Source organism: Virgibacillus sp. MSJ-26 (assembly GCF_018918075.1).
Lineage (GTDB): Bacteria > Bacillota > Bacilli > Bacillales > Amphibacillaceae > MSJ-26.
Window position 1 is genome coordinate 223,644 of record NZ_JAHLPW010000004.1, and the last position, 17,541, is coordinate 241,184.

The 17,541-nt window shown below is 34.6% G+C and carries 21 protein-coding genes and 1 pseudogene; 3 read left to right on the plus strand and 19 right to left on the minus strand.

The window, feature by feature from the left end:
* The 7 genes from KQI49_RS05025 to KQI49_RS05055 form a co-directional block, all read right to left on the minus strand.
* On the minus strand, positions 1 to 945 hold the full coding sequence (locus KQI49_RS05025) for a ring-cleaving dioxygenase (protein WP_216487263.1): 945 nt from the start codon (positions 943 to 945) through the stop codon (positions 1 to 3).
* A 59-nt stretch (positions 946 to 1,004) separates the two neighbouring features.
* Positions 1,005 to 1,439 (minus strand): MarR family winged helix-turn-helix transcriptional regulator, encoded by a 435-nt coding sequence (locus tag KQI49_RS05030; RefSeq protein WP_216487264.1) that lies wholly within the window; start codon positions 1,437 to 1,439, stop codon positions 1,005 to 1,007.
* 460 nt (positions 1,440 to 1,899) lie between these two features.
* Entirely contained in the window at positions 1,900 to 1,995 is a 96-nt protein-coding gene (locus KQI49_RS05035; RefSeq protein WP_216487265.1) for a putative holin-like toxin, read from the minus strand.
* A 483-nt stretch (positions 1,996 to 2,478) separates the two neighbouring features.
* Positions 2,479 to 3,342, minus strand: a complete 864-nt coding sequence (locus KQI49_RS05040) for an aminoglycoside phosphotransferase family protein (protein WP_216487266.1) — start codon at positions 3,340 to 3,342, stop codon at positions 2,479 to 2,481.
* Positions 3,343 to 3,496: 154 nt separating this feature from the next.
* Positions 3,497 to 4,678, minus strand: a complete 1,182-nt coding sequence (locus KQI49_RS05045; RefSeq protein ID WP_216487267.1) for a macrolide family glycosyltransferase — start codon at positions 4,676 to 4,678, stop codon at positions 3,497 to 3,499.
* Positions 4,675 to 5,115: a helix-turn-helix domain-containing protein gene (locus KQI49_RS05050; protein WP_216487268.1), complete on the minus strand. Its 441-nt coding sequence runs from the start codon at positions 5,113 to 5,115 to the stop codon at positions 4,675 to 4,677. Before KQI49_RS05050 ends, KQI49_RS05045 begins: the two co-directional genes overlap by 4 nt.
* Before the next feature lie 139 nt (positions 5,116 to 5,254).
* Positions 5,255 to 5,395, minus strand: a complete 141-nt coding sequence (locus KQI49_RS05055) for a hypothetical protein (RefSeq protein WP_216487269.1) — start codon at positions 5,393 to 5,395, stop codon at positions 5,255 to 5,257.
* A 639-nt stretch (positions 5,396 to 6,034) separates the two neighbouring features.
* On the opposite strand from KQI49_RS05055, the gene KQI49_RS05060 reads away from it, so the two are divergent.
* Both KQI49_RS05060 and KQI49_RS18520 read left to right on the plus strand, forming a co-directional pair.
* A complete protein-coding gene (locus tag KQI49_RS05060) occupies positions 6,035 to 6,772 on the plus strand; it encodes a hypothetical protein (RefSeq protein WP_216487270.1) in 738 nt (245 codons plus the stop codon).
* Between the two features lie 176 nt (positions 6,773 to 6,948).
* Positions 6,949 to 7,056: a putative holin-like toxin gene (locus tag KQI49_RS18520; RefSeq protein ID WP_253286674.1), complete on the plus strand. Its 108-nt coding sequence runs from the start codon at positions 6,949 to 6,951 to the stop codon at positions 7,054 to 7,056.
* Positions 7,057 to 7,862: 806 nt separating this feature from the next.
* On the opposite strand, the gene KQI49_RS05065 is transcribed toward KQI49_RS18520, so the two are convergent.
* The 6 genes from KQI49_RS05065 to KQI49_RS05090 all read right to left on the minus strand — a co-directional run bounded on the left by KQI49_RS05065 (position 7,863) and on the right by KQI49_RS05090 (position 12,662).
* Positions 7,863 to 8,174: a hypothetical protein gene (locus KQI49_RS05065; RefSeq protein ID WP_216487271.1), complete on the minus strand. Its 312-nt coding sequence runs from the start codon at positions 8,172 to 8,174 to the stop codon at positions 7,863 to 7,865.
* Between the two features lie 92 nt (positions 8,175 to 8,266).
* Positions 8,267 to 9,157, minus strand: coding sequence for an alpha/beta fold hydrolase (locus tag KQI49_RS05070; protein WP_371817523.1), 891 nt, complete (start codon positions 9,155 to 9,157; stop codon positions 8,267 to 8,269).
* A gap of 183 nt (positions 9,158 to 9,340) precedes the next feature.
* Positions 9,341 to 10,774 (minus strand): OmpA family protein, encoded by a 1,434-nt coding sequence (locus tag KQI49_RS05075; RefSeq protein WP_216487273.1) that lies wholly within the window; start codon positions 10,772 to 10,774, stop codon positions 9,341 to 9,343.
* Positions 10,775 to 10,960: 186 nt separating this feature from the next.
* Positions 10,961 to 11,362, minus strand: coding sequence for a GyrI-like domain-containing protein (locus KQI49_RS05080; protein ID WP_216487274.1), 402 nt, complete (start codon positions 11,360 to 11,362; stop codon positions 10,961 to 10,963).
* Between the two features lie 60 nt (positions 11,363 to 11,422).
* A complete protein-coding gene (locus tag KQI49_RS05085; RefSeq protein WP_216487275.1) occupies positions 11,423 to 11,911 on the minus strand; it encodes a tetratricopeptide repeat protein in 489 nt (162 codons plus the stop codon).
* A 67-nt stretch (positions 11,912 to 11,978) separates the two neighbouring features.
* Positions 11,979 to 12,662 (minus strand): hypothetical protein, encoded by a 684-nt coding sequence (locus tag KQI49_RS05090; RefSeq protein WP_216487276.1) that lies wholly within the window; start codon positions 12,660 to 12,662, stop codon positions 11,979 to 11,981.
* Between the two features lie 152 nt (positions 12,663 to 12,814).
* On the opposite strand from KQI49_RS05090, the gene KQI49_RS05095 reads away from it, so the two are divergent.
* Complete coding sequence (locus KQI49_RS05095; protein ID WP_253286675.1) at positions 12,815 to 13,333, plus strand: GNAT family N-acetyltransferase; 519 nt, start codon at positions 12,815 to 12,817, stop codon at positions 13,331 to 13,333.
* Positions 13,334 to 13,407: 74 nt separating this feature from the next.
* Here the strand turns inward: KQI49_RS05095 and KQI49_RS05100 are convergent, their stop codons facing one another.
* The 6 genes and pseudogenes from KQI49_RS05100 to KQI49_RS05125 all read right to left on the minus strand — a co-directional run bounded on the left by KQI49_RS05100 (position 13,408) and on the right by KQI49_RS05125 (position 17,334).
* Complete coding sequence (locus KQI49_RS05100) at positions 13,408 to 14,151, minus strand: phosphotransferase family protein (RefSeq protein WP_216487278.1); 744 nt, start codon at positions 14,149 to 14,151, stop codon at positions 13,408 to 13,410.
* Positions 14,152 to 14,207: 56 nt separating this feature from the next.
* Positions 14,208 to 14,861, minus strand: coding sequence for a LiaF transmembrane domain-containing protein (locus KQI49_RS05105; protein ID WP_216487280.1), 654 nt, complete (start codon positions 14,859 to 14,861; stop codon positions 14,208 to 14,210).
* A 59-nt stretch (positions 14,862 to 14,920) separates the two neighbouring features.
* Positions 14,921 to 15,007: pseudogene (locus KQI49_RS05110) on the minus strand (DUF2837 domain-containing protein); the annotation flags it as partial.
* A gap of 14 nt (positions 15,008 to 15,021) precedes the next feature.
* Entirely contained in the window at positions 15,022 to 15,720 is a 699-nt protein-coding gene (locus tag KQI49_RS05115) for a hypothetical protein (protein ID WP_216487281.1), read from the minus strand.
* Positions 15,721 to 16,053: 333 nt separating this feature from the next.
* Positions 16,054 to 16,314, minus strand: coding sequence for a helix-turn-helix domain-containing protein (locus KQI49_RS05120; RefSeq protein ID WP_216487283.1), 261 nt, complete (start codon positions 16,312 to 16,314; stop codon positions 16,054 to 16,056).
* Between the two features lie 24 nt (positions 16,315 to 16,338).
* Positions 16,339 to 17,334 (minus strand): hypothetical protein, encoded by a 996-nt coding sequence (locus KQI49_RS05125; protein WP_216487284.1) that lies wholly within the window; start codon positions 17,332 to 17,334, stop codon positions 16,339 to 16,341.
* Positions 17,335 to 17,541: the final 207 nt, after the last annotated feature.

Consider the following 17,541-nt stretch of genomic DNA (forward strand, 5'->3'; position numbering starts at 1 on the left):
TTAAACCTCCTCTATAGGTTGTAAATTTGCTTTAATTTCTTCACGACGTTCTTCTAGAAATGGTGGTAAATTCAACTCTTCTCCAAGAGTTTCTATATCGCCATCGATTGTGAATCCCGGGCCATCTGTCGCAATTTCAAATAAAATACCATTGGATTCACGGAAATATAAACTTTTGAAATAAAAGCGATCTATTATACCTGAAGAACGAAAACCTCTTTGACGTACTTGTTCATCCCAATAGGCTAGCTCATCTGCATCTTTCGCTCGAATAGCCAAGTGATGAATGCTCCCACGGCCAGGTCTCTCTCTAGAACCATCCTGTGATTTCACAATAATTTCACCAAACACTTCCCCTTTTATTGATTGAAAAATAGCTTCTTTGTCTGTCCGTGACACTTCTTTATAGCCAAACATCTCTGTTAATGTGCGTGAGAGCTTGTCTAAACGGCGCACGGTTATTTCTACAGAGCCCATTCCTTGTATTTGATGTTCAACTGGAACTGGCGACTGGTCCCAAGATTCCCAATGAGTTACCTTTTCACCATGTGAAACAAGAAGTACCATACGTAGTCCGTCTTCATCTTCAAAGTGTAAAGCTGGACGATTGGCATATGTCGTGACTTCTCCATGTTTAACTTCATAGTGTTCAAATCTATTTTTCCAATACCTTAAACTTTCTTCAGATGGTACAAGTAAACCAATCTGGGTAATTGCATTGGTGCCATGGTGTGTTCGACCAACTGCTGGCATTTCAAAAAATGATAATTCAGTTCCTGGACTGCCAGTCAGATCCCCATAAAACAAATGATACATCGATGGATCATCTTGATTTACGGTCATTTTAACTCGACGTAAACCTAGAATGGAACGATAAAAGAAATTATTATGATTGGCATTTTTAGTAATCATTGAAATATGATGATGTCCTGAAATAGTATACATCTTTCATCCTCCTTTTAATCATTTTACTAGTCAAGTGACTAGGCAAAAAAATAATCATCTCACAAATGTTTCTTTTCACTATGTTTTTGTACTCGTGACATAAGTGATAATAATGTTTTTTGTTCCTCCTTGGATAAACAATCCTCAAAAAAAGACGATTGAAATGCAAGTTGTGCATCAAATGCATTGTCTAACTTTTGTCTCCCTTTATTCGTTAAAGAAATGGTTTTTGTTTTCCATTCCTGTTGGCGCTTAATTAGCCCTTCTTTCTCCAATCGAGCAAGCATTCTTGAAATGCCACCTTGGGTAACGGTGACTTTTTTTGCAAGTTCTCCTTGAGTCAATGGTTCGAAATTCGAAATTTGCATTAAAACGTCAAATTGTGCAGTTGTTAAATCATATTGTTTTAAAAATTCATTAGATAGCAAGTTACTTTGATGTGTAAAGCGGGTGATTCTCAACCAAATTAATGATCCGCGAGTATTATTTTTCATATTGTTTATCACCTCATTTCGTTATTATCACTTTACCACTCAAATGACGGAAATGCAAGAAATATATTTCGAATTAGAGATATATTTAAGATTTAAAGAAGTCGATATGAGTAATGATCAAGTGGGGGCTATAGCAATATGTCTTTCAGCCTTATTAAATTTTCTTCAAAAAACAAAGCATGTTTTTCAATGGCTTCTAGCATTGTTCAGAATTAAATGGATTTGTGGTGTAGTAATTAACGATACGGGGTATATTAGTAATAGCTATGTTATAATTTACATTATTAATGGTGTAAGTTATAATATACATGAAAAGGCATATAATAAAAAGAGCCGAAGTGCTACCAACACATTCGACTCTCAACATACACTGCGTTTCCGCAAGTATAGCGGTCTCTGTGGAGTAAAAGGCAAATGAAAATCCACCTCTACTTCGACACAAAGTTAGACGGGTGGATTTTTATTTTTTACTGATTTTTTCGATTAGTACGATCACGAGGTTGATAAAAGCTAAGATGAATATACCAGTTGATAGTGCTATTTGAAAATCAGTCATCGGCAACCCCCCCAATCTCCACAGGGGATTCAACCGCCACCCGCTTGTACGCTGTATCTGACATTATAGCATATAATTTTGAATACTAAAAAAACACTATCAATGGAGTGGTTTTGTTCACTATTCAAACCTAGACTCTAGTACATTGATAAGTTTTTTCTTGTTTTTTGTATCTAAAATAAGTTCATTTTATTTTGTTGGTGAGGCTCTTTATACAAAAACTTTCTCTAATTGTATCTGTTGTCGTTTTTCTGAATAAGAAAAGGTAACCGCCCATGGACTAATGGGGATTACGGTTACTTCACAAAAAAACATCAAATTGGTCATCTGCTCTTTATGCGGTCTGTTGTTGCAGGTACTGAGTAGTTAGCGCTACTTAGTACCTTTTCTTATTATAAGTATATTACTGTTTAATTTGCTGTCAATTTTGTAAAGTGTTTAGTTTGAGATATATTTAAGATTTAAAGCAGTCGATAGTGGGTGTTATAGCAATATGTTTTTTAGCCTAATTATATTTTCTTCGAGAAACAAAGCATGCTTTTCAACCCCACGACGCTTGCACCATCCAATACTATTAAAAGCATCTGTGAATAGATAAAAAGGCAATACAACTTCCAAGTCAATCAATGGTCTTATACCTTTGTATCCTTCTTGATAGGAATGATACAAGTTAAAATCAAATCTTAAAAAGTCACGATACAATTTGGTGAAATCTATATCTGTTGAACCGAATCGTACACTTTCAAAGTCAATCACACCTGCAACTTCATTATCATCAACAATAATATTTGCTGGACGAAAATCCATATGGACAAAACTTGAACCATCTGGAGGTGGAAGCTGTCGTTTCATCATTTCAAATTTTTCAATGGCTAATTTGTATAATCGTTCATCCAAAACTTCCCTAGCGTCTTCAGCAAAACTATAAAATTGGCGTTCAATGAATTTAAACCAATTCGGAAACTCGTTCTTTATCCCCGTTAATTCTGTCATAGCAGATGGCTGAATTTGATGCATTGAAGCATGGAGAACACCAACTTGAAATGCAATCTTTGGTGAAGCTTTAGGTGTTAGTGGCGTTCCTTTTAATTCAGATAATAAAAAGGCACCAGGACAGTCCTCATCACCAGACCAATAATCCAACATTCTCGGTATAGAAACTCTTCCCTCTAAAATTTCATAAGCCTCTAATTCTCGCTGATATTTCAATTTTGTGTATGGGATTTTTAAATATATTTTTTCACCGTTCGATAAAGCACATTTATAGACTGTGGAACTGTGAGAATCTTCCACTTCATTAATGGATAATACACTCAATTTAAATTGGTGAAGGATACGACTTAACATAAATAGCCTCCGTTCTTTTAAAAGTTTGTTCTGTTGCCTGGATTTTCTTATAAAAATTAATGTTTCAATTCCACCAAATATTTCTTAGTGTATTCTAATTCCATTCCTAAGTATTCTGCTCTTTTATTGGAAGATAAAACATATAATAAACCCATTAAGTTTTCCCTTCAACTTTAGCTAAAATCACATTAGCTGCTTTTACCGCCCCACCAGCATTCTGAAGGGTTTTTGATAATTTCTGTGCGTTTTTCTTATAGGTTCGATTCTTTAGCACTTCCGCTACTGCTACTCTTAAATATTTTGGCTTACTCCCTTTCAGTTTTAATCCTGCACCCAGTTCGTCAACCCGATTAGCGACCATTCTTTGTTCACTATGTTGTGGAAATAAAACCATTGGAACACCAAAATAAAGGCTTTCACTTACACTGTTCATGCCACTATGAGTAATAAATACATCTGCTGCCTGTAATACTGATATCTGGTCCACGAACTTTTTCACTGTAAAATTTTCTGGTACGTTTCCAAGGTAGGGAATATCAGTTTTTTTACCAACTGCCATCAGAACATCATAATCTGTATTTTCAAATGCTTTAATACAGTATTGGTAGAAATGACGGTTTTGATTTAGTACAGTACCAAGGGAAATATAGACTGTGTTTCTATCATTCTTATCAGTTTGAGCGGAAGCGGGCTTTCTGATGGATGGTCCAACAAAAGCATATCGCTCAGAAAATGTATCCGCCATTGGCTGGAACTTTTTTGATGTATAAACAATGGTGTCCGTTTCATTATCATTTTGAACAATTGATACGAAATTTTTTATCTCATAGCCATAATTCCTTAGCATTTTAATCCTTTTATTGATTCGAGGCATACCTACAATCATTTTCCATATTTCCTTCACACTCCGCTTCATCAGTTTCGCCGTATGTTGATTAAAAGCAAAAGTTGTTGTTGAACAAATATATGGGATTTCTAATTTCTCGGCAAATAATTTTCCCCAAAAACATAAAGAGTCAGATACAATACAATCTGGCTTAATTTCCCTTAGTTCCTTACACACCTTTTTATCCAAAGCAATGGTTGTATCAGCGACCATTTCAATTAATGCAGCAAAATCTTTACCAGCCTTACGGTCCAATTCTTTTTGTGATATTTGAGGCAAATATTCATCACAAGCAATAAATCTAGCACCAGCTGCTTTTATTTTTTCTTGGAATTCCAGGAAAGAATAATACCAAACCTGATGACCTCTCTTTACTAATTCCTCTACCACTGGAATGGTTGGATTGGTATGACCATGAGCAGGTATCGAAAAAAATGCGATTTTACTCATTCAACATCATCTTCCGCTACTTCTGTTTCTCGGATTAAATCTGCCATTTCTAAAAAGTGTTCACTTTTTAAAACAGCTATCCCTTTTGTCTCATCTTCTCCTAAAACAACTAGCTTATCACCTGCATGAATTCGATACATTTCTCGTGCCTGTTTTGGAATCACAACCTGGCCACGTTCTCCAACCTTGACAACACCAAAAAACTGTTTCCCTTTGGGAGCGAGATGATGAACCTCTTCTTCACTCATATTACGAGACAATTGATCCAATGTTACTTGAAAAATATCTCCGAGCAGCTTGCATTTATAAATGTCAGGTAACGCTTCTCCATTTTCCCACTTTGCTATCGTTTGCCGTGACACTTCGACCTTTTCCGCTAATTGCTCTTGACTTAGTTTATTCTTCTTGCGTAATACACGTATATTCATACCAATCATATCGTTCATCTCCTTATATAGTTAAATATATAGAAGATCTAGAGCAAATTCTACCAACAATTCGTAACACTTTATGTTAAGGATTGTGGCAACACGAAGTACATCAATAGTTATACTTGGCTCTTATATCCAGAACAATTTACTCCCTTTTCTTGAATCCAGAATTATCTCTCCGATAGATCTCCATAGCCTCTTTTAAAAACTCTTCTTCATATTCCATGAAAGGAATAGGGAATGAAAAGGATTCTGAAGATGGTAGTTTTTCCACAATTAAATCCAAATGCCCTTTCCCCCCTTTGCCCCTAAGTACACAATATAGGCAAAATAAAAGTAAGAAATAACGAGAAAAAGTGCATTAAACTTGCCAATATCCTGTTTAACAAACTTTCTTTTTTCACAAAATTAACCCCCAATAGCGTAATCTTATTGTTGTTACTTTTGATCGAACAACTGGATTTGATTATAAAAGATGACGTTACTGGAGATTCAAGACTAATGTATAATTAAATACATAAACACAACCTGTTTTTTATAAAACAAACTTCAATCAGTAGGGAGGTTTCAGCAATCATATTCAATTGATCAAAAAAGGAATGGCACGATGGTGCTTTTAACACTTTCATTTAAAAATAATGCTTCACATACCCTCTCTTAAATAATTATTATCTGGGCAATGCAGGAGATTTATTGTACGGTATAGAATATAAATAGATACAAGCACAAAAGCAAAGTTGTATTATTACGCCTACTTGAGGTTGATGACAAAAAGCATACTAAAAATTTAAATATATAATAGCATACAGTAAAATCTTAATTTCATCCTAAACATCCTTTAACAGTTAAATAGTCTATTGAATAATTATAAAATGGATGCTACCAATTACATAGACAACATGCTATCAAAAGGAGGTATGATTAAATGAAATTTTATTGTACTGGAGAAGACTACTATTTCACTAAATTATTTTCTCGTGTTCAGTTAAAAAGTGGAATAAACAAAAGAATTAATTCTATTCGTTGGAATGGTATTAAGAAGATTTTGTTCATCGCTGTTTCTATTATTATACTTGCCTTCATATCAATGTATTTTGAAAACCACATAAGTAAGGAATATAAAACATATTCCAATTTGTCATTTTCAATTCTAATAATAACACTTGTTATCAGTGGCATTATATCTGTTTTACGTTTAGTTAAAGAAATCAATTATGTACGAAATAGTGAAAATAATGAACCCTTTAACTTAAAAGAAAAGATAATGATTTATGAGATCACAGATAATGGAATATACTTTAATGAATACAATAGAAACAATAGAAATGAAATGACATTGATACCATGGGATAAAGTTAAAAAGGTAGTTATAGGTGAGTTAATCTATCCTCAAATAACTATAGAAAAGCATCGCAATGTTAAAAAAAATATGTTAGAGGAGGGAATAAATAAAATTCAGAAAGTTCATAGTGACTTTCATTGCCCTGTTCTATTAAAACATGAAGATAAGTTAGGTATGTCATTGTATTTTAATAGTTTATACTCAGAGTATCTAGCAATTCCATCCGGCTGGGGAAGTGCTGAAAATTTTATAGATGAAATAACAAAACACGTTGAGGTAAGCTATGAAAAAGAAACAAGAAAAATTGAATTACTAGATTAGAAATCTACCGCCAGTCCAAACCTTAAAAATGTAAGGGACTTATCTAAAACTTATCAAGCGAACGTTTGTTTCAAAATGCTGTTATTTACCTCGCCTTTATGATAATATTTACACAGCAATGACAAAAGTATAATGGGCGGTTGGCCATCCCTTTTTTATAGAAAGGGGGTGGTAGGATGACGACATTCGAGGCATTAAGCATAGTGGCGCAATTCAGTCTTTCACTAATTGCTACACTTTCTCTAATTGTGTCTGTTGTCGTTTTTCTGAGTAAGAAAAAGTAACCGCCCATGGATCAATGGATTACGGTTACTTCACAGAAAAACATCAAATTGGTCAGCCGCTCTTTATGCGGTCTGTTGTTGCAGGTACTGAGTAGTTAGCGCTACTTAGTACCTTTTCTTATCATAAGTATATTACTGTTTAATTATGCTGTCAATTTTATAAAGTGTTTAAATAATGCTAATCTAATTACAACAATATTTGAAGAAACAATTACTTTCAAATTGTAAAGTGGTTGGACGCACTTTATATCCCATAATTCGAAGGTTTTTCTGACAGAACTCTGTTGTAGAACACTCTTTTAGTATTAGCTGATATTGCGGAAGTTAATATTGCAAAGTGCTTTTATTAAAAGCCCTGCTGGGAGCAGTCTGATAGCTGTTTTGTAAGAAAACACATATAACATCACATACTTTTTGTTTGCATATTATTTTTTCATGTTATAATAAACATAGAGACAACAAAAGAACATAAACTAATAAAGACCGAAGATACGTCAATATTTTTGGTCAGCAATAAATCGCTCCCCCTTCAAGAGAGGTCAGCGCGAATAAGGAATAGACCTCATCTAGCTGCTAAACTAAGGGAGGTCTATTTTTCTTGGTCTATAATCGTTACAACGAGTGTTGTGAAAGCGATCAGCACCAGTGTCGCTTCTTTATATAATTTTTTCTATTAAATACCCGTATATTCTACTCCCCAAAAAATAAATAGCACATTCATGAACAATAATAAAGATCTTTGGTCTAGGTGTGAATATATGTAAAATTAACAAATTACGTTAATTAGCCAGATTTCTTAATTGTCATCAATTAATTAATTTTACAGATTTTGTTTCTATGTATAACGGATAACGTTCCCCTACGTTACCATATCTGACCTTTATTTTATCTCCAACTTGAAAGGTTGTGTTTTGGGCAACTGAAAGATCAACGCTTGCCTTATCACCTGATTTAAGAATATCTCCTTCTTCAATTTTAACCATAGCATGATTATTTTCTATCGATTCAATGATTCCAATAAATTCAGGGGAATTGAAGAAATCCGTATACCAAAGCCATGACAATAGGGGAATGACACACGCTGAAATAAAGACTATCCATTTGCTTTTTGGTCTCATATTCTCACCTACTTCATGCTATTAAATGACCTATTGTACAATGTGTAAGCAGTTACTTGTTAAGCAAGCGCAGCAGCCCATGAATGGAATATCTATATTCTAGAAATTCTATGTATACATTCAATGAGTAAGTCAGGTCGATCAAGGAACACAGAATGGCCAGAATTACTCGCAATGAGTAACTCGCCCTTTGTAGATAGTTTTACCTGGTTAGTAATTAACTCTGCCCATTTCTCTTCAAATTTTCTTAATTCCCATAAAGGTACTCCTGTGCTCATTTCTGATTTAATCGTAAACTCTTTATCACGTCCAATTACGACTAATGGAACGTCCGGGAAATCTTTTAAACTCTTAATAACTTCCGCATCATTTTTCCATTCCTTGATCTCCGATGCCATTGCTTTATATAAAGTTGGACTAACTTGGAAGTCAAGTATTCTCTGTTGAATTTTATCAGGAAAATGGTGATGTTTATCATTCAACGAAGGCTTAATTATTTCCCGCAATTGCTCCTCATCTTTTGTAGCGTAATTTAAGCATTTTTCAATCCAGACTTCATCTGTTTCTTCATTTATGACAGGCAGATCAAGCTCATCCAATACTTTTAATTCAACTGAGGTAGAATCCACCAAGACTACTCCGGCTATACTATCAGGGTATGTTTTAGCAAAATGTTGAGCACATAAACCACCATAGGAATGTCCTACTATATAAATCGGTTCTTCAATTTCAAAATGATTAAGTAATTCAGCTAGATCTCGAACGGTTGATTCTGTACCACGTATTCTACCCCCAATTTCACTTTGACCAAGCCCACGCCGATGAAACGTTAATATTCTATTGTTATGACGTAAGTTTTCAATAATGTTATACCACTCATCAAAAGGGCATCCCATTCCTGTAAGAATAACGATTAGAGGACCACTATCACCTTTGTATTGTACTTCAATTTTATTGTTGTTTATCAGTACAGTTTGATTTATATCCGTTCCCTCCTTCTCTAATGTATGATTTAACCCAGACTTTGTTTTCTTCCCATTCCATTAGTTGGTGTCCAGTGAGAAGTTTTTATTATCAAAAAAATAAACTTCATCACGCTCCCTTTTACAATTAGATTATTTTATAAAATTGAACCTTTTAAAACTCTAATTATGATTAGTCTCATCTTAATCAAGGTTTTCAATGACGATTTCAACACGTCGATTTCTCTCTCGGCCTTCTTCCGTTTCATTCGATTCAATCGGGTCTGTTTCACCATAACCATTTATATCAATGGATAAATGATCGATACTTCCATTTTTAGAGAGATACTTTTCAACTTCATCTGCCCGTTCTTCTGATAAACCAAGGTTATAATCTGTCTCCCCTTCATTATCAGTATGGCCGTTAATTTCAATAGCTGTGCCATCATTTAAATCCTCTAAAATATCAATAACATCTTTGAGAGTATCTTTAGCTTCCGTCTTTAAATTGCTTTTATCAAAGTCAAATAACACATCATCTGGTACTTGAATCTTGTATTCTCCATCATCTTCCGTAACAAAAGAATCTTCGGGATTGTCTATACCCTTCCCTTTTGTATCAATGGTCAATAATACTTCTTGGTGATCATCAACCTCTTTCACAACATCACCAGATAAGTTTTCAAAGTCATCACCATAAGTATCGTAAATGTCTTCTTCCGTTCGATGATCCCGCATAGGAGCACTTTTAATTTCAATATAACCATCTTGTGTAATAGAATCATATTTTATAGGTAGCAAGAATGTACCATCTGGCTCTACATGCTTTTCTGTAATAAATCCATCGTAAAAGGTTGCTTCTTCATCCGAATAATACTTCCCTTCAATCATGGTACCTTCTAATAAGTTCGTTTCACCTTCTAAATAAATAAAACGATGGTCATTATCAACTACTTCAACATCTACCCATACTTCCGTATCTCCATAATCATCTGGTACTTCCTTTCTTTCAGGAGTTTCAATTACATATTCCGTTTGATCATCTCCAACTCTTAAATAAATTGGCACAAGTAATTGTTTTCCTTGTAAAGAATTAGAGCTGAATTGATAAGCGAAAGGCCCTGAAAACTCCTCTCCCTCTTCACCATAGGCATCAACTAAATGATCGTATACTTGGCTTGAAGCAAAGCTAATCATAAACTCAAAATCTTCTCCATGAAATTTTTCAAAAAAATCATCACCAAGGGGATAGTCAAAAGAAACATTTCCATCACTTCCCACCTCTGCGGTTTCCCAACCTAATTGCGAAGTATGCACGTCGATTTCCCCATAGGCTTTTCTTAACATAGCATCTACCTGTGTATTTTCTAGTAGATTTGTTTCAACCTCAACCTTGAGCAGGTTTTGCTCTTTATCTACAATAACTTTCCCTGCGATTTCTTGGTCTTCATCCTTATCAACACTCTCATCGTCTGTATCGTTACTATCCTCTTTTTCAACTTCCTGATCAGAATCTTCTACCTCGGTATTTTCATTAGTCCCGACAGATTCAACTTGTTCTTGTTTATTATCACTGCATGCTATTAACAGGGAAGCACAAATAAACAATATTCCCGTCAACATTATGTATTTTCTCATTATCTATCTCCTTATCTTTAATTTTGGCTAGTACTTTACAAACTATAGTGCGTATCTGCAAATTAGAACACATATTATTATTATTTAAGACATACGGTATTTGTCACCCCTGAAGTTAGCCTATTACAACAATTACTAATGCTAGGTAATTAAATATAAATCTGATTCTTTAGTGTGTTTAAGAAGTTACTTCCCCTTAACCGCGATATAAATTTCAATATCTCCATCTGGTTTGTATTTTTCAAAATCATAGGTATAAGCTCGTTCCAATTGACCTTCTTTTTCCATGTTCCAAATGTCGCTCCATGTATTAAAAATCCCTTGCTTCGAATCTGTTTCTACTTTAAATACCTCATATGTCGTATAATTAGGAATTTTTATTGAAGATACATTTGTTCCTTCAATAGCAACACTTAATGTATAATCCCCTTTATAATCAGATTCGTATTCATGATATAAACCGTATATATTGTCTTTATGTTCTGATAACTCGGGTGATGCGTTTTTCCACATATCGTTAATTTTTTGCATCACATGTTCGTCATTAAAATTATTCGCCCTAATCGAATGGATAATTTTTAAATGCATTAATATCATCCCTTCACGCTAATTTAATCGCTTCACTAATGCCAATCATCTATGAACTAGCTAACCCCAAATTTCATCTAACTTATCAGCATAAAAGTCAATGGCTTTTTTGTAACTGATTATTTTTTCATCTGTAGTTGTTTCTATTAGGCATTTCAATAGCAACTCCATCGCTTTACTATGCTCATTCAAATTGTATAAAGTCATGGCATAGAACGTTTGAATGGCTCTATTGTTTGGAAATAGCTCCATTCCTTTATGAAAGGTACTTTTTGACTTTTCATAGTCTCCCAATGTGCGATATGTACTGCCTAACCCTAATAAAGCCCCTGCTAGTTCGTATGAAGGTAATCCTCGTTTGATTGCTTTTTCATAATAAGGCATTGCCTTTCTCTCTTCTCCCATTAAGTCAAAACTCCAGGCACATTGATAATTAACCGATGCATCATCGGAAAAAGTATGCACTAGTTTCATTAGTAGCTTGTTAGACTCCTTAATATTTCCTTTTTCCCGTAAATCAATCGCTTTAGTTAATTCATCCTTTGTCATATTTCACCTCATTTCATATTTACTCTCATTACTTGAAGAATGAAATCACTAATTAATGCAAGACACATTAATTTTTTATTACTTCCTCAATGCTATTTAATTCGTTCACAGTTAAAAAATTTCGTGTATCTTCATCTAAATCAAGAATAAGATGAACCCAAAAGTTATCAGATACACTGTTATCTTCATAATTACTTCTAAATTCATCGCTATCAAATTCTATTTCTCCTTTATCACCTGAAGTACCAGCAACATTTTTAAATACCGAATCTACCCATAATGAATTCAGTTCTTTTAGCTGCATAATTTTATCTTCCATTACATCATTGAGCTCATAAGTCACTTCATCCATATTATCAAAGTCGGTTTCTTCATCTCCATTCATTTCAGAAAATAAATCAGCTATTTGTGCTGCATTTTCTGCAGTTTCATTATGGAACACCTCACTTTTTATTCGATTAAATTGAGAAGCTACACTTCCATAGTGTTGTGAGAACTCCAAAATGTTATAAGCATTCCATTTGAGCCTATCAGCATCACCTCTAGTAATGACTTCTTCTTCCAAAATATTCTCATATAATTTACCATTTTCAATAATTGATACTACAAGTGTGCTCATATCGTTATAAATATCAATAGAAATGTATTCTTCATACATCCTTTTTTCTTGGTGCAAATTATAATGATAAATAAGCAAAGTAATGAATAATAAAGAAACTAGAAGGTTTTTGAGTTTTTTCTTTATTACCATCCCCTCCTTTTTTATTATTCATTTTCTGACGATTACTTTTCTTTATTATACAAAAACAGGTTATTTTTTGATAGGGTATATTTAGAAAAGAAAAAATTTTCATTTATGTATAGGTGGCTGCTATATAAATTCTTAGAATGGAGAGATGTATCTTGCTAAACAACATAAATTCTTCCCATGGAAAATGTCAGGTATCTATTACTACAAGTGATGAAGCAGACCAGATCATTTATCTTTTAAAAGATGTTGCTCATTGGCTAAAAGAGAATGACGTTGATCAGTGGGGATTTCTAGCAGAGGGAGGAGATGATGAAGAAATAAAACAGGCGATACAAAATCAAGAGACATTTTCTGTTAAAAGAGGTGGAGAAATTGTGGCCACCTATACCTTATATAAAGAACAAACTGCATGGGACCGGCATCTTTGGGGTGATTTAAAAGATGAAGCTATCTACCTCCATCGCCTGGCACTAATCCGCCCTGAAATCGGCTCGGGACTTGGAAAAGGACTGATGCAGTGGATAGAAAATTATACTAAAGGTGAAGGAATACATACGTTAAGATTAGATTGTGTAGAGAATAATATAAAGCTAAATTCCTTTTATATGCATAATGGATTTGAAAAGCAAGGAACTAATCATGCATTTTCTTTATATCAAAAGGATTTATAAGGGAATGGTTATAACTACCTCGGCATACAAAAAATGGTTAATAATATTTTTACTTATTAAGTGGCTTAGTCCGCTTAATAATTTTTGTTTACGATTTCTAAAAGCCGCTCCATATTTTTCGATGAAACACTTTCCGATAACCTAGCTGCAGCTATGAATGGAGCCCACTCTAATATTTCTGATTTTAACAACCCACTCTTCTTACAATATATTTGCAAATACATATCTGCGAGTTCACTTGAAACCTCAGAATATAACAGATAAGATCGGTATACGTCCGCGCGAATATCTCCTGCGCTGGCATCAACCCAGTCTATAACGACCACCCGATTATTTTCCTTAATCAAATTAAATAAGTGAAAGTCACCATGACAAAGTCTAGGTTTGTATGTAAATGACCCCAATCTTTTTAGTAAGATTGATTTTTTCCGTTTGTCTAAGCCATTTGCCTCTTTAATCTGACGATATAATTTATCATACATTGGTTCGATTCCACTTGCTGTATGACTATGAATGGCAAGTTGCATATCGACCGAAATGCTTAGATAATGTTCTGCTCGACTTTTATCTTTGAATAATAAATCTCCTAAAGTATCTCCTCTGATATATTCCATTACGATTGCTTGTTTTCCATTAACCTTGATAACATCTAAAACTTCAGGCACAGGGAGACCGCAAGAAGAGGCGTACTTTTGCTTATTGGCTTCCTTTAACGATTCTGTGTCCGGCAAGAAATCCTTGAACACTTTTATTATTTTATGATCAGAAAGGTAAATCTTTGCAGTGTTTCCTTCAGCAATCGGAGTGCCTAAATTCATTCAATCCTCTCCCTGTACCTTGACAAAAATCTTGTCAATCTTTCGGTAAATTAAACTTAATTATTAACTTCCACTCCACCTAAAATGGTTAAACAGTTCATCTTCAACACAACTTGTCGATCTTCTTCACTGCGAATACTAGTACTATCTTCCCAGCCTCCTAAAATCGGAAAACCTGAAAACTCAACATGGACATGTTCGGGTACTATTATGCTTATTCCACCTAAAACTGTAGTTAAATCCATCGTCGCGCCTTCTTCTGGAATTGTGATATCACGAAGGTCAATTTCTGCACCGCCAAGTACCGTCATAATACTTCCACCTTGAAAGTTTTCTGAGCGACTCTTAATTTCAGCACCTGACAAGATCACTGACGTATTAAGCTCCTCATTTGTATGTGCTCTTTTCTCACGCTTTACTCGTGTAAACAATATAGAAAAACCTATAAAAATAAAAATGAGTGGCCATAAATAAGTAATTAAATTCACATCGAGTAATTGGTTAAGTAAAAGCAGTACACCGACAAACAGAAACAAGAGACTTGATGCTATCGACGTTCGATTAACTAATTGTATGATACCGATAAAAATAATGATGAGCGGCCACCATGCAGACAGTATTTCTGGAAAATCAATAATATGAAACTCATGCAATAAAAAACCGATACCAAATGCTAAGAAAAACAACCCGATCCAAAACTTATTAGACATCTATATTCCCTCCCTTTAAATAATACTGTTCAATGTATTTTTATATACGTATATTTCATCTAAGCAATAAATTGAGTAAACCAAGCAATATATTTTGCCCCTGGTATAAAAAATGACTGTGCCAGCAATGTACCTAACAGCCGTTCCAAGAGAAAGACTCTTAGTGTAGATAGCTCTCTACGTCATCAGATAAAATTTCTTGTTCGTGAGGATACCAATACCACGTTTCTCCGTCATAGCTCATTTGAAAATAAAGAGCGACCGCCTCATTTGTATAAAAAACGAGCCAATATATTTCCGGATCGCCATTATCAATGTTAGGTTCAAATTCTATATTTTCTTCTCCCTCGTCTAACATTTCTAAAAACCGTGTTATCTCCGCCTCATCTGTTAATGATTGAACGAGTTTTGGGTCCATATAACCCTCGTAGATTTCAACTTCAGTCAATGTGTCTCTGTTTACCTTTTCAAATTGCCAATTGTCTTCTAAACCATCTGCTTCGTATAACCGATAGCCATTGACCTGATCTTCATCTTTAATCGCAATCATACCTTCCTTACCGATGACATCATATACTGGTGTTCCTCTATTCCAATATGCAGCATCTCCACTTTTCACTTGGTAATGTGGATCCGTCACATTTTCGGAGACTTTAAATTCAATTTTTGCTATCTCATCCCCTATATAACTTTCATCTGCAATCGCAGCCGTATAAACAACCGAATACTGTTGGTCATCAATTTTAACAAAATCTACCCATTCAATGTCTATATGGGATTCTTCCGTCTCTGGCAGCCCTACAGATTGGCATGCTGTAAACGTTATGAGCAGTAAGATAGCCAAAAATAGTTTCCTCATAGATAAACCTTCTCTCAACCGTACTGATCAATAAGCGATAACCATCTGATGGAGGTATTTTTCTAGACGGTTAAAATTTATGTAGCTTAATTTTAACATAATATTCTAAAAACAAATAGGGAATTTGAAAATCCTTTGCGGGGCCACATTGATATCTGAAATGAAACGAAGGACTATAGACCGAAACGAAAGGCTATAGAACTGAACGAAGGACTATAGAATTGTTTGAGAGGCTATAGAACCAAACGAAGGGCTATAGATTCGTTTGAGAGGCTATAGACTGAAACGAAGGGCTATAGAACCAAACGAGGGGCTATAGACCGAAACAAAGGGCTATTGAAAAGTTTGATGGGCTTTAATATCGGCGATTCCGTATCCTTGTTTGCGCAGTTCTTTTATTTTTTCTATTCTAGCCATTGTTTTTACTCTTGGGAATCGCCTTGTTAAATTTTCCTCTTCTTGTACAAAGGGAAGCATGCCTTCTTCTGTGTAATATTTTAGCGTACTGTATCTGGATCCTGTTAAGCGGACAAGCTCACCAATTGTAACAAATTCTGATGCCATTATTTTTTCCATTGATCGTTGTCTAGACATGACAATCCCCCCCTTTGATTTATTTTATGACGTAGACAGTGGATGTCTTCTAAATTGAACACCGTGAACAGGTATGCGATATTGTTTTGTGAATGGAACAACATCGTACCACGTGTTGTTAACTTGGATAATAGGTACGCCACCTTCCCGAATAATCTGGTGAGGCACTCGATGCTTCGTTAATGCATTTATAACAGCATTTAAACGTGCATCCTTATTCGCAAAATACTCCTGCGTATCGATAAAGACAGCTTCCGATCGTTGTAGTTCCGGGAATATGAAATTAACTCCTGTGCCTACTTGTGTTGACATGACTTCCTTTTTCTTTTTTAAAAAGCCCTTTATTGATTTTTCTTTAAAGCTATGAATGTCTAACGAGAAAAGCTGCTTGGCTAGCGGTGAGTTGCTTTGCAGTTCTTGAAGTCGCTCAGAAACGCGGTTCATTTCATGTTTTGAAAAAATTTCAGGGAAGAATCCACTCTCTTTTAATAACCATAGCATTGAAACAGCCTCATCAGTTATCGGGGCTTCTTCCAACACATCGGCGCGAAAACCTTCAAGGATTTTTGTGTATGCATCGGAATGGCTCCAATAAACATTTATTGAAATACCTGCTGTTTCAAACTCAAGGTCACAACTGCGCAGTGAAGGAATTTCTTCTAAAAGGAGTTCATTCTTCAACGGCTCGACAAATGCTTTTTCAACTTGTGCCAATTGATTCTTTGATAGGCTTTTTACATCTTCCAACCAGGCTGAAAACGACTTCTTCTCTCGCTCTTTCTTTCCTAACATGGCTGTAATTACATCATCTTGATATGCAGTTAAAGAGCCATCATCCTTCTTGCCTTCATAAACCCATTCGTCATTTTCCATTATAAAGTAATCATTTAAATAAAATTCCAAAATAACGGCTGCTGCCATACCTCGTAGGGAAGCACGCTTGGAATTTGGCATTTGTTTAACCTCTTGGTCGTTCAAAGCAATTAAACTGACATCTTGTGCTAAGCCTAAGTCTTTCATATCAAGTTCCTCCAATCATGGAAATTTAAGTGTATATTATTTACTTATTACTTACTACTTACTACTTACGATTTAACTTAAGTTTAACAAATCCTAATTATTATGTAAACAATTTTCACAATCTTTTATTGAAATAAGTCTACACCTTTGTTTCCCACAAAATGCTAATCTGTAACCTTTTCAAATCTATTTTATTGACTTTTTTTA